Source organism: Oceanicaulis sp. (assembly GCF_965284345.1).
In the GTDB taxonomy this organism is placed as follows: Bacteria; Pseudomonadota; Alphaproteobacteria; order Caulobacterales; family Maricaulaceae; genus Oceanicaulis; species Oceanicaulis alexandrii_A.
The window spans coordinates 1,018,774-1,032,439 of the sequence record NZ_OZ260073.1 but is presented as its reverse complement, the minus strand read 5'-3'; the positions used below and the strand labels follow the sequence as shown (position 1 = coordinate 1,032,439).

At 62.2% G+C, this 13,666-nt stretch carries 10 protein-coding genes and 1 tRNA gene; 5 read left to right on the top strand and 6 right to left on the bottom strand.

Annotation, left to right across the window (positions count from 1 at the left end):
* Positions 1 to 18 precede the first annotated feature (18 nt).
* The 4 genes from ACQ66J_RS05155 to ykgO all read right to left on the bottom strand — a co-directional run bounded on the left by ACQ66J_RS05155 (position 19) and on the right by ykgO (position 2,774).
* On the bottom strand, positions 19 to 600 hold the full coding sequence (locus tag ACQ66J_RS05155; protein WP_430430748.1) for a hypothetical protein: 582 nt from the start codon (positions 598 to 600) through the stop codon (positions 19 to 21).
* A 98-nt stretch (positions 601 to 698) separates the two neighbouring features.
* The gene (locus ACQ66J_RS05150; RefSeq protein WP_430430747.1) at positions 699 to 1,979 is read right to left on the bottom strand and encodes a serine hydrolase domain-containing protein; all 1,281 of its coding nucleotides are present in this window, start codon (positions 1,977 to 1,979) and stop codon (positions 699 to 701) included.
* 57 nt (positions 1,980 to 2,036) lie between these two features.
* Positions 2,037 to 2,567, bottom strand: a complete 531-nt coding sequence (locus tag ACQ66J_RS05145) for an HAD-IA family hydrolase (protein WP_430430746.1) — start codon at positions 2,565 to 2,567, stop codon at positions 2,037 to 2,039.
* An 81-nt stretch (positions 2,568 to 2,648) separates the two neighbouring features.
* Positions 2,649 to 2,774 carry a type B 50S ribosomal protein L36 gene (gene ykgO, locus ACQ66J_RS05140; RefSeq protein ID WP_009801967.1) on the bottom strand — a complete coding sequence of 42 codons (126 nt, stop codon included), beginning with the start codon at positions 2,772 to 2,774 and terminating at the stop codon, positions 2,649 to 2,651.
* Between the two features lie 228 nt (positions 2,775 to 3,002).
* On the opposite strand from ykgO, the gene ACQ66J_RS05135 reads away from it, so the two are divergent.
* The gene (locus tag ACQ66J_RS05135) at positions 3,003 to 4,160 is read left to right on the top strand and encodes a lytic murein transglycosylase (RefSeq protein ID WP_430430745.1); all 1,158 of its coding nucleotides are present in this window, start codon (positions 3,003 to 3,005) and stop codon (positions 4,158 to 4,160) included.
* A gap of 4 nt (positions 4,161 to 4,164) precedes the next feature.
* Here ACQ66J_RS05135 and ACQ66J_RS05130 read toward each other — a convergent pair whose 3' ends face one another.
* Complete coding sequence (locus ACQ66J_RS05130) at positions 4,165 to 5,451, bottom strand: MFS transporter (RefSeq protein ID WP_430430744.1); 1,287 nt, start codon at positions 5,449 to 5,451, stop codon at positions 4,165 to 4,167.
* A 218-nt stretch (positions 5,452 to 5,669) separates the two neighbouring features.
* Here ACQ66J_RS05130 and motA point away from each other — a divergent pair, with 218 nt between their 5' ends.
* From motA to ACQ66J_RS05115, 3 genes are all read left to right on the top strand, one after another.
* Complete coding sequence (gene motA, locus ACQ66J_RS05125; RefSeq protein WP_430430743.1) at positions 5,670 to 6,536, top strand: flagellar motor stator protein MotA; 867 nt, start codon at positions 5,670 to 5,672, stop codon at positions 6,534 to 6,536.
* 68 nt (positions 6,537 to 6,604) lie between these two features.
* Positions 6,605 to 8,506, top strand: a complete 1,902-nt coding sequence (gene mnmD, locus ACQ66J_RS05120) for a tRNA (5-methylaminomethyl-2-thiouridine)(34)-methyltransferase MnmD (RefSeq protein ID WP_430430742.1) — start codon at positions 6,605 to 6,607, stop codon at positions 8,504 to 8,506.
* 383 nt (positions 8,507 to 8,889) lie between these two features.
* Positions 8,890 to 9,744 carry a WecB/TagA/CpsF family glycosyltransferase gene (locus ACQ66J_RS05115; RefSeq protein WP_430430741.1) on the top strand — a complete coding sequence of 285 codons (855 nt, stop codon included), beginning with the start codon at positions 8,890 to 8,892 and terminating at the stop codon, positions 9,742 to 9,744.
* 113 nt (positions 9,745 to 9,857) lie between these two features.
* On the opposite strand, the gene ACQ66J_RS05110 is transcribed toward ACQ66J_RS05115, so the two are convergent.
* Positions 9,858 to 9,934 (bottom strand) — tRNA-Val (locus tag ACQ66J_RS05110).
* A gap of 340 nt (positions 9,935 to 10,274) precedes the next feature.
* Here ACQ66J_RS05110 and ACQ66J_RS05105 point away from each other — a divergent pair.
* The gene (locus ACQ66J_RS05105; protein ID WP_430432229.1) at positions 10,275 to 13,559 is read left to right on the top strand and encodes a TonB-dependent receptor domain-containing protein; all 3,285 of its coding nucleotides are present in this window, start codon (positions 10,275 to 10,277) and stop codon (positions 13,557 to 13,559) included.
* The last annotated feature ends 107 nt before the right edge of the window (positions 13,560 to 13,666 follow it).

Sequence of the window (13,666 nt, the reverse complement as noted above, 5' to 3'; positions counted from 1 at the left end):
TCGGTTCCCTCCGCGCGCCTAGAGCGCGCGACCGGCGAGCTCACGCTCCAGCCGGGCCAGGGCGGGGCCAGCGGCGGGATGCAGCGGGTAGAGGCGCAGCGCTTCGCGATAGGCTTCCATCGCCGCTTCACGCGCCTGCGCTTGCTCGAGCGCCCGGCCCAGAAGCGCCCAGGCGTCATAGCGCCGTGCATCCAGCGTCACGGCCTGGTTGAGCGCTTCAAGCGCGAAATCCCAGTCAGTGTCCTCGATGGCGAGTTCGGCAGAGACGATCCAGCCTTCGGCATAGTCAGGCTCGAGCGTGCGCAAATGGTCATAACTGCGCCAGGCGGTGTTCACATCGCCGATTTCACGCGCTTCGGCGCCGCGTTGCAGGAGAAGATCAGCGGTCGGCCCGGCTTGCTGCCGCCACAACGAGCGGACTTCGCTGGCGAGCTCCGCTGCGGTCTCTTCATTGTCGGCGAGGGCGAGTGCTTCCAGGCGCTCGGACAGGCGTTCGTCGATCGATTGATAGGCGCGTTGCTCCATCCCGGAGTCCGACAAGGCGGACAGGTCCAGCGGCGGCGTCGCCTGCAAGGCGGCCAGAAGGCTGAGCGCGATCATGGGTGAGAGGATAAGCGAGACACGGGTCCCGGCAAGCTCAGTATGTAGCGTTTTTTCTCGGGACCACCGACATCCGCAGAGCGGGAGCGCAGCCCTGCTTAGGGTTCAGGCGCCGCCATCAAATACTCCGCCACCGCCTGATAGGCTGGCAGGCTGGTGGGGTCGATCGCGGCGTTGAACGGGTTCGGGTGCGACGCGAAGCGGACGATCACCATCTGCGCGGTCGGATCCACATAGATCGCCTGGCCATGGACGCCCCGCGCCATATAAGCGCCGTGCGCATTATGGGTGACCCACCACATGCCGCGATAGCTCCAGCCCTCCAGCGCGGTGTAGCCGGCGGCTTCAAAGGCGGTGCGGTCTCCTCCGCCCGCCAGGCTGCGCACAGCCGCGGTGGGGATGATCTGTTCGCCCTCATGCCGACCCTCATCGAGCATGAGCTGCCCCAGCCGGGCGAAGTCGCGCAGGCTGGCGCTCATGCCGCCGCCGGTGAAGGGCGTGCCGATGGAGTCCACGGTGAAATAGGCGTCCTGGTCCATGCCGATCCGCGACCAGATGCGCTCGGACAGCAAGTCAGGCAGGGCGACGCCGCTGGCGCGTGAGATGATCCATCCCAAGGCGTCTGTGTTCACAGTCTTGTAGGAAAAGTCGACGCCAGGCTCGCCCAGCGGTTCAACGGTTTGCAAGAACTCGTAATAGGTGCGCGGGCCTTCGAAATCCGCCGGTTTCGGCAAGGCGCTGCCCGCTGCGCCATGGGCGAAGATGTCGGCGTTCGGGTCGCTGTAATCCTCGTTGAAGTCGAGCGAGGTGGTCATGTCCATCACCTGGCGGACCGTAGCGTTTCCGAACGCGCTCTCGGCCAGTTCAGGCACATAGTCGGTCACGGGCGCGCTATCATCGAGCACGCCTTCCGCGACCAGCACTTCCGCGAGCAAGCCCACCATGGATTTGGTCACCGACATGGCGGCGTGGCGTCCGCCTTCATCCAGGCATCCGGCATAGCGTTCATAGACCACGCGGCCGTGGTGCAGGACGATGATCCCATCGGTGTAATTGGCGTCAAAGGATTGCCGCCAGCTCATCGGCGCGTCCGCGCCCATCGGCGTAAACTCAATGGCGTCGATGTCATCTTGGCGCAGAGAGACCGGCAGGGGAGCGGGGGCGCCCAGACCGCGCGCGGTTCGCCGGGTCGGCATCAGCTGGTCAAAATGGCAGACCGTCCAGCGCAATTGGGGAAAATCAAAAAAACCGCCATCGGGATAGCGGATGGTCCGTTCTTCAGGCGGCGGAAACCCGTCCATCCACCCAAGGGTTTGCGGATCGGAGACAGGGGCTTGCGTGTGCAAGGCCGCCAGGGAGACGAGGAGCGCAGCGATCATGGACGAAAGACTATCACCAGAATCTGGCGGTTGAAACTGCGCCGCATAACTCGCGCGTCAGATCGCCAGCCCGTGATCGCGCAGGGCTTTGATCGCCCCCTCGGCGCCCTTGAAGACATGGCCCTTGAAGCCTGCGTCGATACCGGCGCGGATATTGTCCTCGCGGTCATCGATGAACAGCACGTCTTCGGGCGCATGGCGGATGCGCGCGATGGTCAGCTGGTAGAGACGGGGATCGGGTTTGACCATTGTCTCGGCGCCTGAGACCACCACGGCGTCAAACGCGGCGATCTTGGGATAGGTCTCTTGGATATGAGACCATTTCTCGGCCGGCAGATTGGTCAGGGCGTATTGCGCGACGCCCAGCGCGTTCAGACGGTCGACCACCGCCTCCATGCCCGTGATCCAGCCGTCAAACATGTCCGGCCAGCGCGTTTCCCAGGCCGTGATCAGTTCGGCCTTGTCGGGGTGCGCCTCAATCAGGGGCTTGCGGTTGTCCGCCATGGGCACGCCGCGATCATGCTCGGTGTGCCACGCCATTGTACAAACACCGCCGAGGAAGTGCTCCACGGCGGCGTCGTCAGGCATAAGCGTTCTGTAGACCCGGCGCGGGTCCCAGTCGACCAGGGTATGACCCAGGTCCCAGAGAACCGCGCGCGACACGGCTGTCTAGCCGGCGCGGGCTTTGAAACGCGGGTCGGTTTTGTTGATCACGTAGACCTTGCCGCGGCGACGCACGACTTGGCAGTCGCGGTGGCGGTTCTTCAAGGACTTCAGGGAGCTGCGCACTTTCATGGTCGTCGCCCTAGCTTAATTAGGTGTGAGGGCGCAAACGGCCCCCGGAAAAATCAGGAGGGCGGGATTTACGCAAAGCTTAGAGCAGAGTCAACGCTTCTGGCGCCTCGCATGTGTGTGCGAGCAGCGCTATCATACAGCTTCGGTGAGGGGCGCAAGCATATAGTCAGGATCATCATGACGCTAAGCACACTGTTCAAGGGCCTGAGTCTGGCCCTGGCACTTTTCATGACCGCGGCTGCAGGCGCGCAGGAGATGAGCTTTGAGGACTGGGCGGACGGCTTCCGTCAGCGTCTGGCCGAGCATGGGGCCCAGCCTTCCACAATCGCGATCATGATGGACGGTCTGGAGCCTGATTCGCGGATCATTGATCGTGACCGCTCCCAGCCTGAATTCGTGCGCCCGGTCTGGGTCTATCTCAACGGCGCCGCGTCTGACGCGCGCACCCAGAACGGGCTCAGCGCCCAGGCGCGCCATCGCGAGGCGCTGGATACGGTTGAAGCGCAGTTCGGCGTCGATGCGGACATTCTCACCGCCATCTGGGGGCTCGAAAGCGCCTATGGCGTCATCATGGGCGATTTTGACATTGTGCGTTCGCTGGCGACGCTCGCCTGGGAAGGTCGCCGCCGTCAGTTCGCCGAAAACCAGCTCCTGGCGGTCGCGGACATGCTCGAGCGCGGCTATGCGGAGCGCGATCAGCTCCTGGGCAGCTGGGCGGGGGCGATGGGGCAGACCCAGTTCATCCCCACCACTTATCTTGAACGCGCCGTCGACATGCATGGCGACGGCCATCGCGATATCTGGACCACCGAAGCGGATGCGCTTGGCTCGGCGGCGAACCTGCTCGCGCGTGCCGGCTGGGAAACCGATGCGCCGGTGGTGACCGAAGTGACATTGCCCGACACGTTTGATTTCGCCAGCTGGGAAGAACGCGATCGCCGCGCCGTCTCCGCCTGGGCGATGGATGGCGTGCGACCGGCTCAAGGCGAGTGGAGCCCGGATGATTTGTACCGTCCGGCCCGCATCGTCCTTCCGTCTGGCGCGCAAGGCCCGGCCTTCATGGCGTTTTCAAATTTTGACGCTTTGATGCGCTACAACAATTCCACCGCCTATGCGCTGGGCGTCGGCTATCTCGCGAAAAGGCTTGCGGGGCTCGACGCACTGCCGGACGGATGGCCGGAAGACAATCCGCCGATCAACCGGTCCCAATCGCGCCAATTGCAGCAGACATTGACCGATCTCGGTCATGATACGCGCGGCGTGGACGGCATTTTCGGGGCCAACAGTCGCCGCGCGCTGAAATCCTTTCAGGCCGCCAACGGCATGACGCCCGACGGCTATGCCGGGCAGCTGACCTATGAGGCGGTGATGGCGCGGGCCCGCTAAGAGTTCAAGCAGGCGGCGTGTCTTCGACGGTCGGGCTCAGTACAGCTGTCGCCGCCCGCACCCTGGGGTGCAGCAGCGCCAGCGCGAAGCCGACCACGGCGAGCGCGGCGTTCAGCTCGAACGGGGCTGCGGGCGCGACGCTTTGATAGAGCCACAGCCCGGTGATCGGGGCGATCATGAAGCCCACCCCCGCCGTGGCTGTGGTCAGCCCCGCCGCCCGGCCTTGCTCTTCAGGTTCGACCGCCAGCGAGGCGCCGGCGGTAAAGCCGGACCGGGCGAGGCCGAAGCCGAAACTGTTGAACACATAGCCGATCACGATGACCAGATAGTCTGGCGCGAAGACCATGGTGACATTGCCCAACACCACCATCACCGCGCCGATGGCCATCAGAACGCGCGGACTGGTGTTCAGCACCGGGATCACCACCAGCTGAGCGAAGATCAGCCCCGCCGCCCCCGCCGTCAGCGCGATGGAGCCCAGCTGCAGCCCGCCCGCCGCATCCATGCCCAGCCGGTCCATGATGTAAAAGCTCAAGGATTGCAGGCTGGCGGCCTGGGCCATCCACATGGCGCAGCCATAGATCATGAAGGCGGTCAGCCGCGGATCGCCTGCGAACTGGAACTGCACCAGCGGATTGATCGGTCGGCCTTTTTTCTTCGGCGGGGTTTGCTCAGGCAGGAACAGGCGAACGCAGATTGCAGCGACCGCCACCATCACCGCCACGGCGATCATGAAGGTGGAAATGCCGATCCGGTGCGAGAAAAACCCCGCCAGGGCCGGTCCGATCACCGTGCCCAGGCCAAACGCCGCCGTCAGGCTCGACAGGGCGCGGGTGCGCTCGGCGGGTTCAGTGCGGTCGGCCACATAGGCTTGCGCCGCGGGGTTCGTCGCAGACCCAAGCCCGCCAAAGATCGAGCGCGCCATGGCCATGGCGATGATCGCGGCCATGGGCGGCAAAAGCCCCACCTGACCGGCCCAGGCGCCCGCGGCGAAGACCAGACAGGACGCCGCGAAGGCGGACAGACCAAAGACGATCAACGGACGGCGACCATAGCGGTCTGACAAGGCGCCCCAGACCGGGCTCATGATCAGAAACAACAGGGCGGAGACGGTATAGATCGCGCCGACGAAGACTTCGTCGACCTGAAGGTCCCGCGCCAGCGGCGGCAGGATCGCAAACAGCATGGAATTGCCGATCGAAGTCGCGATCAGGCACAAAAACAACAGCCTGAAGGCGCGACGCCGCGTCTGTTCACTCGAGGGATTGGCGGGATCATATAAAGGGGTCATGTGGCTAGAGACATAAGCTTGCCCCCCCGCAAGGTCCATCACCATGAGAACAGGTCCGCTATGCGCGCCGTCAGACCTCAGAGTCTTTCCCACCTCCTAACGGCTTGAAAACCGGGCTTTAAGCATCAGCGCGTATAACCGTCCCGAAATCGGACGTTGAAGGCGACAGAGCGGCAGGAGCCGCCGGGTCTTCAGTGAACCTAGAACGGGTGGTGGGTATGTTTCAGATTATCGGCATTCTTGTCGTGTTCGGCATGGTGTTCGGCGGCTTCACGCTGGCAGGCGGCAGCTTTGACATCATCATTAAGGCTTTGCCGTTCGAGCTGATGATGATCGGCGGGGCGGCGGTCGGCGCGTTCCTGATCGGCAACGCCTTCGGAACAGTCACCAAGACGGGCGGCGATCTCGCCAAGCTGGTCTCGGGGCCGAAATGGGGCAAGCAGGATTATATGGACCTGCTGACGCTGCTGTTCCAGCTGACCAAGACCATGAAGACCAAGGGCGTCATCGCGCTGGAATCTCATATCGAGAACCCGCATGACAGCTCGATCTTCTCCGCCTATCCGAAAATCATGAAAGACCATTTCGCCATCGACTTTATCTGCGACACGCTGCGGATGATGACGATGAACCTGGAAGACCCGCACCAGGTTGAAGACGCGATGGAAAAACAGATCGAGAAGCACCACCACGAGGCCGCCACTCCCGCCCATGCCCTGCAGACCATGGCCGACGGCCTGCCGGCGCTGGGGATCGTGGCTGCGGTGCTGGGCATCATCAAGACCATGGGCGCGATCGACTCGCCGCCGACCGTGCTGGGCGCCAAGATCGGCTCGGCCCTGGTGGGCACCTTCCTGGGCGTGTTCCTGGCCTATGGCCTGGTGGGGCCGTTCGCGGCGCGCCTGAACGAGATCTATGAAGAGGAAGGCGCCTTCTACAAGATCATCCAGGCGGTTCTGGTGGCGCACCTGCATGGCAACGCCGCCCAGATCTCCGTCGAGATCGGACGCGGCAGCGTGCCGAGCTCCTTCCAGCCGAGCTTCGCCGAGCTTGAAGAAGCCAGCTCGAACGCGCCGACGATCTAGGTCCGAACACTCCCCAGCGACATTTCCCCTTGCGCCCGCCCTGGTCTTTGGCCATGGCGGGCGTTGTCATGACTGAAGCAAACGATCCCCAGCCGCTCAAACGCCCCCACGCCGTGCTCGACTGGGCCGAAACCGGCCCTGTGGCTGTCGATGCAGGCGACGTGTATTTCTCCACTGAAGACGGGCTGGCGGAAACGCGATCGGTCTTCTTGCAGGCGGCCGGGTTTCCCGAACGGTTCCGGTCCGACCGTCCCACCATCGTGGCCGAGCTCGGCTTTGGCACCGGCCTGAACTTTCTGGCGCTGTGGGATTTGTTTGTGAGGACCGCGCCAGCGGACGCGCGACTGCATTTCGTCAGCGTTGAGGGTTTCCCGCTGCGCACGTCCGACGCCGAGCGCGCGCTTTCGGCTTTTCCCGAGCTTCAAACCCTGAGTGATCAGCTCACCGATGTCTGGCCCAGCCCGCACACAGGCGCGCACCGGCGAGTCTTTGAAAACGGCCGGGTCATGCTGACCGTGTTTCATGATCTGGCCGAAACCGCCTTGTCCAACATGGCGTTTGAGGCCGACGCCTGGTTTCTCGACGGGTTCGCGCCCGCCAAGAACCCGGACATGTGGGCGACCGATCTGTTCTCTGAGCTGGCGCGTTTAAGCGCAAAAGGCGCGCCCGCCGTGACCTTTACAGTCGCTGGCGCTGTGCGCCGGGGTTTGGCGGCGGCGGGGTTCAGCGTTGAGAAGAAGCCGGGCTTCGGCCGCAAACGTGAGCGGCTGGAAGCGATCTTCACGGGGGCGCAGCCTGCACGTGCGCCGACGCCGTTTCCTGATCCTGCGCCCATAGATGGCCCGATCGCCGTCATTGGCGGCGGCGTGGCGGCGGCGAGCCTGGTGAAGGCGTTCGGGTATCGCGGTCGCACGGTCGATGTGTTCGCGCACGGCGGCTGGGCGTCCGGTGCATCCGGCGCGCCGCGCGGATTGCTGACGCCGCGTCTGGAGCTGTCTGATCGACCCCATAATCGCGCTTTGCTGGCCGCTTTTGACTATGCGCGCGTGATGTTTGGCGCGTTTGAGGGCTTTGAAGCGACGGGCGTGGCGCGGCTGGCCAAAGACGAAGCCGGTGCGGCGCGGCTGGCCCAGCTGGCGGAGGCGCTGGATGATGAGTTTTCATTCCTGGATGTCGACGCCGCCCAACAACGGTGCGGGTTGGGGGGGCAGCAAGGCGCGCTGTGGATGCACGGCGCCGGACAGATCCAGCCTGAAACGCTCGTTCCGGCGCTGGCGGGTGATGCGGAGGTGTTCGATACGCGCATCGCCGCGCTTGACCCTGTCGCGGGCGGTTGGCGGCTGCAGGCTGAAAGCGGTCAGACGTACGGCCCCTATGCCGGCGTGATCCTGGCGGGCGGTTGGCATCAACACGCCTTGTTGAGCGCGACGGGGCTGAAGCTCGAGCCCTCCGCCGGTCAGCTGGCCCTGTTTGAAAGCGATTTTGATCTGCGCGCGCCCGCGGCCTGGGGCGGCTATGCGGCGCGGCTGGGAGAAGCGCTCATGGTGGGCGCGACCCATGTGAAACGCGCCGAGCCGGAAGCGGAGGAGGAAGCTGAAGCGGCGCTGCGGACGTTGGCGCAGGACGCGCCAGGAGGCCCCGTGACGCTGGGCGCGCGCCTTTCGGACTGGTCGGGCGTGCGGGCCGCGGTCGCGGACCGTCTGCCGCTGGCGGGCGCTGCCGCGCCAAAAGGCTTTGAAGAGGTCTGGCGCGGACACGCCAAAGGCGGCCCTGCGCCCGCCCATAAGGACTTGAACCCGTCAGGGCTTATGGTGCTAGGCGGGTTCGGGGCGCGCGGGTTCGCACATGCGCCCTTGCTCGCCGAGGCGCTCGTCAGCGCGCTCTGCGATGAGCCGGCCCCGATGGAGCGCGCCGGGCTGGCAAGCCTGCATCCGGCGCGACTGGCGTGGCGCGCCTTGCGCCGGGGCTGAGGCTTCAAGCGACAGGGCCAGCATGGGACAGGCTTGCTCGAGGCAGTTCGGCGCGGTGTCGATCCGGGCCAGACCTGGCCCGCCCAGCTTCACGGTCAGCGGCCCGGTTTGCAGTTGCAGATGATGATGACGGACCCGGGGCTCTGCAGCCGGCCCGCCCACCAGCAACACGCCGGCGGCGATGGAGCCCACCGTCAGAGCCAGTATGCGGTCGTAATGGGACACGGGCGTTCTCTCAGATTTCTGCACAGGTTGCTGCATAGATGCAGTCAAGCGGGGTTTTGGATGCGGCCCGGACCCTGAAAGCGACCGGGGTTTTGCATACGGCATTGAACTTGCTGGTCATCAGCCAAAGCAGTTCTGGCTGGAGCATTTCGACACGCATGACCGCCCATCTTGATTCCAAAAAGCTCGCCGCACTCTCGTCTGGCCTGCCTTGGACCGGAGATGACCGCCGTCGCGGCGCGCGTCATGTCTGGTTCTTGAACGCCGCCTTTGACCGGATCGCGTTTGACACCGCGCTCAAGAGAGTCGCCGAGCGTCCCGCGCGTGATCCGTTCGCCTTCGTGGTCACGCCGAATGTTGACCATCTGGTGCGGCTGCAGACTGAAAGCGTGCTGGCGCATCTTTATGCCCAGGCCTGGCTGACGGTGTGTGACAGTCGGGTTCTGGAGCTGATCGCCGACCTGTCCGGTGAAGCGCTTGACGTCACGACCGGCGCGGATCTCACAGCCGCTCTGTTCGAGGATGTGATCAAGCCTGATGAACCCATCGTGGTCGTGGGCGGGGATGAAAGCGTCATTGACGGGTTGAAGGCGCGCTATGGCCTGTCAGACATCAGATGGCATCAGCCCCCCATGCACTTGCGTCACAAGCCTGATGCGATTGCGGAATGCGCCGCCTTTGTCGCTGACAACCCGGCGCGCTTCACCTTTCTGTGCGTGGGATCGCCTCAGCAAGAGCTGGTGGCCGAGGCCTGTCTGGAGCGTGGCGATTGCACAGGGGTGGGCCTGTGCGTGGGCGCATCGCTGGACTTTTTATCCGGCAAGTCCCGGCGGGCGCCAAAATGGCTGCAGAATTTGCGTCTGGAATGGTTGTTCCGTCTCGCCGAACAGCCGCGCCGCATGTGGAAGCGCTATCTGGTGGACGGCTCGCGCATCCTCTTTTTGTGGTGGCGCTGGCGCCGGGATCGTCAGCGCGTCAGCGCGTTGGAGCAACGCCTGTTAGAGCGGCTCTGACGCACGATCCCAAGCTTGATCGCGTCACGCGGCGGAATTCACTTCGCGCTCCATCGCGCCTGGCCAAAGGCCAAGCGATGGATGGGTGATACCAGTTTCTAATAAGTAGGGAATGGTGGGCGCGACAAGATTCGAACTTGTGACCCCTACGATGTCAACGTAGTGCTCTAACCAACTGAGCTACGCGCCCGCTATGGCTCGCCATAGGCCCCTCGCGCCTGAGGGGGGCGTCGAGGGAGGACGCGTAATAAGTCGGCGGGCTTGCCGGTGTCAATTGGCAAGGCTGCCGGTGGCTGAATGTTTTGCAGCTTTCTGTAAATTCGACGCTGAAGCAGGGCTCGACCGTTTGAGGAACATTGCAAAAAAGCAACATGCATGGCGAAAGCGTTTCCAAAGTGTGTCAAATCTGTGATCCGGCTCTTTGACGGTTGGCGTTCCTCATCTATAAAAATCACAAGCGCATAAAAAAAGCGCGAAAAGTCCTGGCCATTTTGTGGCGGGGTTAATTCCGAAGGGGAACGATCGTGAGCATGACCAATAAAGAGCGCTTGTTGCGCTCGACCGTTCTGGCTGGCGTTGCGGCGCTGACCATGGGCGGCGCCCCGGTTTTCGCACAGCAAGCGGATGAGCCGGAACAAACGTCTCAGGAAGAAGAAAGCGAAGCTGACGCCAGCGACCGCGTTGTCATTACGGGTTCGCGTATCCGGCGGGATGAATTCTCTTCCCTGAAGCCGGTGCAGATCATTTCGGGTGAAGTGGCGCGCGACGTCGGTCTCTTTTCCGCCACTGAAATGATCCAGGAGAGCACGGTTGCGACTGGTCTCCAGATTGATGCGACCTTCATCGGCTTTGTGTCTGACAACGGTCCGGGCGCAACCAATATCGACCTGCGCGGCCTTGGCCCGCAGCGCACCCTGGTTCTGGTGAATGGCCGCCGTATTGGTGCTGCTGGCTCTGAAGGCGCGCCGAACGTGCCGGATTTGTCACTTATTCCCAGCTCCTTGATCGAGCGCGTTGACCTGCTGCTGGACGGCGCATCGTCCGTTTACGGCTCTGACGCCGTTGCGGGTGTGGTGAATGCGATCCTTCGCAATGATTTCGATGGCTTTGAAGTTGAAGCCTCCACAACCCTGCCGGAGCAATCTGGTGGTGAAATCACGACGCTGTCCGCCCGTTGGGGCGTGAATGGTGATCGCGGCTTCATGGGCTTCGGCGCCGAATATCAGATCCAGGAAAACCTGCGCCGCGACCAGCGCGACTATTTTGGTGACTGTCAGACGCCTGTGGAAATCACGTCCACCGGTGAAATTCGCACCAATAACGCCAATGCCGCGCGCTTGTCGCCGACATCTGATTTGACCGATTGTAACCTTGCTTTCGGCATGAACCGCATTTGGCTGGACCCGCTTCCGGGTGAATTCGCGACCTTCTTCGGCTCGCTGTACTACACGCCAGGCAGCACCAATGTCGGCATCCCGAACTTCAGCGAATCGACGCTCTTCGGCACAAATGACCTGAATTTTGATGGCGTTGAAGATGTGCCGATCATCAACGATTTCTGGCAGTTCAGCGATGATGAACAGGCCCGCGTTGCGGATATCCTGTCTGAGCGCGAACAAATGTCCGCCTTCACCTATGGCGAATACAATCTTGGCGGCATGTTTGACACCACCGCCTTCTTTGAAGCGGGCTTCGCCAACCGTCAAACCCGTCTGGGTCAGAACGGCAGCCAAAGCCTTACTGTGACCGTCGCCGCCGACAACCCGTTCAACCCGTGTAACCCGAATGGCGTGAACGGCTTTGATTGTGGCGCGGCGTTCACGCAGCAGGTGATCAACCTGTTTGGCGTGCCTCTGTCCGGATTTGGTCTGCCGAACCCTGTTCCGGGTGCGCGTCCGGCGGAATCTCAAGCGCGCGTGAATCTGGCTGAAGAAGATCGCTACATCACCTCTGAAGTCACGCAGATGCGTTTTGTGGGTGGTTTCCGTGGCGTGTTGCCGGATCCGGACTTCCTGCCCCTGCGGAACCTGACCTGGGAAGTGTCTGCGAGCTATGACCGCTCGAATGGCAGCACCCGTCGCCCTGTCTGGGATGAAAGCCGTATCACCCTGGCTGCTTTGACCACGATTGAAGATCCGAGCAATCCGGGTCAGTTCGTGTGTGGTCTGGACGCCGATGGTGACGGTATCCCGGATTCAAATACTGATGTTCTGCCCAATGGCTCGAACGCCACGCCGGAATGTTTGCCTGTCAACTTCTTCTCGCCGACTCTGTGGCAAGATGGCGGCGGCAACTTCGCGACCCAAGAAGAGTATGACTATCTGCGGGCGTATCGCGACTTCAACACCACCGTTGAGCAAACCCTCATTCAGGCTGTCTTCACTGGCGATCTCTTCGAGCTGCCTGCTGGCACCGTTGGCGGTGTGCTGGGCTTCGAATATCGCGAAGACTCGATCGACTCCGATCCGGCTGACACGACCCGTCAGGGCAATGCATTCGGCTTCTTCAGCGATCTTGGCGCCAACGGCACCCGTGATCTCTTCGAAGCTTTCTATGAAGTGGAAATCCCGCTGATTGCTCAGCAGCCTTTCATTGAAGAGCTGACGATCAACCACTCGGGCCGCTACACCGAAGAATCCAATTTCGGCAACGCCTTCACCTACGGCGTTTCTGGCGTCTATCGCCCGAACAACTGGCTGACCGCACGCGGCACTTACGGCACATCTTATCGTGCGCCGAACCTGCAAGAGCAGTTCGTGGTCGGCATTTCGGGCTTTTTGGGCAATTCCGATCCGTGCCTGGTTCCGGATGCAGCCTTTGACGGCATCAACGGCTATGATCCGTCTCAGGACACGCGTGAGCAGACGGTTCTGGACAACTGTATTGCTGCGGGCGTCGACCCGACGACCCTTGGCGGCGGCGTTGGCCAACCCAGCATTGAGGTCTTCACGATCGGCAACAACGCGCTGACCGAAGAGACTTCAACGTCCTGGAATGCCGGCATCGTGTTCGAGCAGCCTTGGATTGATGCTTTTGACCTTCAGTTCAGCGCCACCTATTACAATATCGAGGTGGAAGACACGCTGGTCAGAACCGCGCTCGGTACTGTTCTGGACGAGTGCTATGAGTCCAATCCTGCACTGGACACCAATGGCGACGGTATTCCTGACGCACAAATCAGCTCGTTCTGTGGACTGGTTACGCGTGGTGCGACCGGCATCATCACCGAAGTGGATCTGCCTTTCGCAAACCAGGATTCAGAAACTGCAGTGGGTGTTGACTACAACCTTGTCGTCACTCGCGACTGGGAGCTGTTTGACCGGAACTTCACGACCGGTCTCGACATCCGGGCGAACAACACGCTTGAGCGCGACTCAATCGTTCGCATCCCGGGTGGTGACCCTGTTCTGACTGAGAATCTCGGCTTCGAGTTCTATCCTGAATGGAACGGCACCCTGCGTTTGTTCGCCGATTACGACGACTTCCGTCTGACCTGGAACACGCGTTGGACCGGTTCTACGGATGACGGTGAATTCACGGAAGAGTTCACTGACGGCAACACTGACACCTGTAACGCTGGTGACGGTCTGCTGTGTAAGGACCTCGAAGAGATCGACGATCACTTCGTCCATACGGTCTCGCTGCGTTACTCGGCGGACACTTGGACCGTTTCTGCAGGCGTCAGCAATGTGTTTGACGAAGAGCCTGCACTGGTTGATCCGGGTGAAAACTTCGAGCTGAGCGGCACTAACCGCTTCTCTGGGCACGATTTCCTGGGTCGCCGCGTGTTCGTGAACCTGCGCAAGTCCTTCTAAGAGGGGCCGCCTTGTAAAGAAGAGTCAGCCCGCTGGTTTTGCCAGCGGGCTGATTTTTGAGCAAACACAGGCACTGGGATAAGGAGAGACGAAATGAGTTTTCATTC

What these genes read in the sequence shown, in the direction of transcription:
- ACQ66J_RS05155 (WP_430430748.1), bottom strand. Translation starts at nt 600, where the DNA reads ATGATCGCGCTCAGCCTTCTGGCCGCCTTGCAGGCGACGCCGCCGCTG.
- ACQ66J_RS05150 (WP_430430747.1), bottom strand. Translation starts at nt 1,979, where the DNA reads ATGATCGCTGCGCTCCTCGTCTCCCTGGCGGCCTTGCACACGCAAGCC.
- ACQ66J_RS05145 (WP_430430746.1), bottom strand. Translation starts at nt 2,567, where the DNA reads ATGCCTGACGACGCCGCCGTGGAGCACTTCCTCGGCGGTGTTTGTACA.
- ykgO (WP_009801967.1), bottom strand. Translation starts at nt 2,774, where the DNA reads ATGAAAGTGCGCAGCTCCCTGAAGTCCTTGAAGAACCGCCACCGCGAC.
- ACQ66J_RS05135 (WP_430430745.1), top strand. Translation starts at nt 3,003, where the DNA reads ATGACCGCGGCTGCAGGCGCGCAGGAGATGAGCTTTGAGGACTGGGCG.
- ACQ66J_RS05130 (WP_430430744.1), bottom strand. Translation starts at nt 5,451, where the DNA reads ATGACCCCTTTATATGATCCCGCCAATCCCTCGAGTGAACAGACGCGG.
- motA (WP_430430743.1), top strand. Translation starts at nt 5,670, where the DNA reads ATGTTTCAGATTATCGGCATTCTTGTCGTGTTCGGCATGGTGTTCGGC.
- mnmD (WP_430430742.1), top strand. Translation starts at nt 6,605, where the DNA reads ATGACTGAAGCAAACGATCCCCAGCCGCTCAAACGCCCCCACGCCGTG.
- ACQ66J_RS05115 (WP_430430741.1), top strand. Translation starts at nt 8,890, where the DNA reads ATGACCGCCCATCTTGATTCCAAAAAGCTCGCCGCACTCTCGTCTGGC.
- ACQ66J_RS05105 (WP_430432229.1), top strand. Translation starts at nt 10,275, where the DNA reads ATGACCAATAAAGAGCGCTTGTTGCGCTCGACCGTTCTGGCTGGCGTT.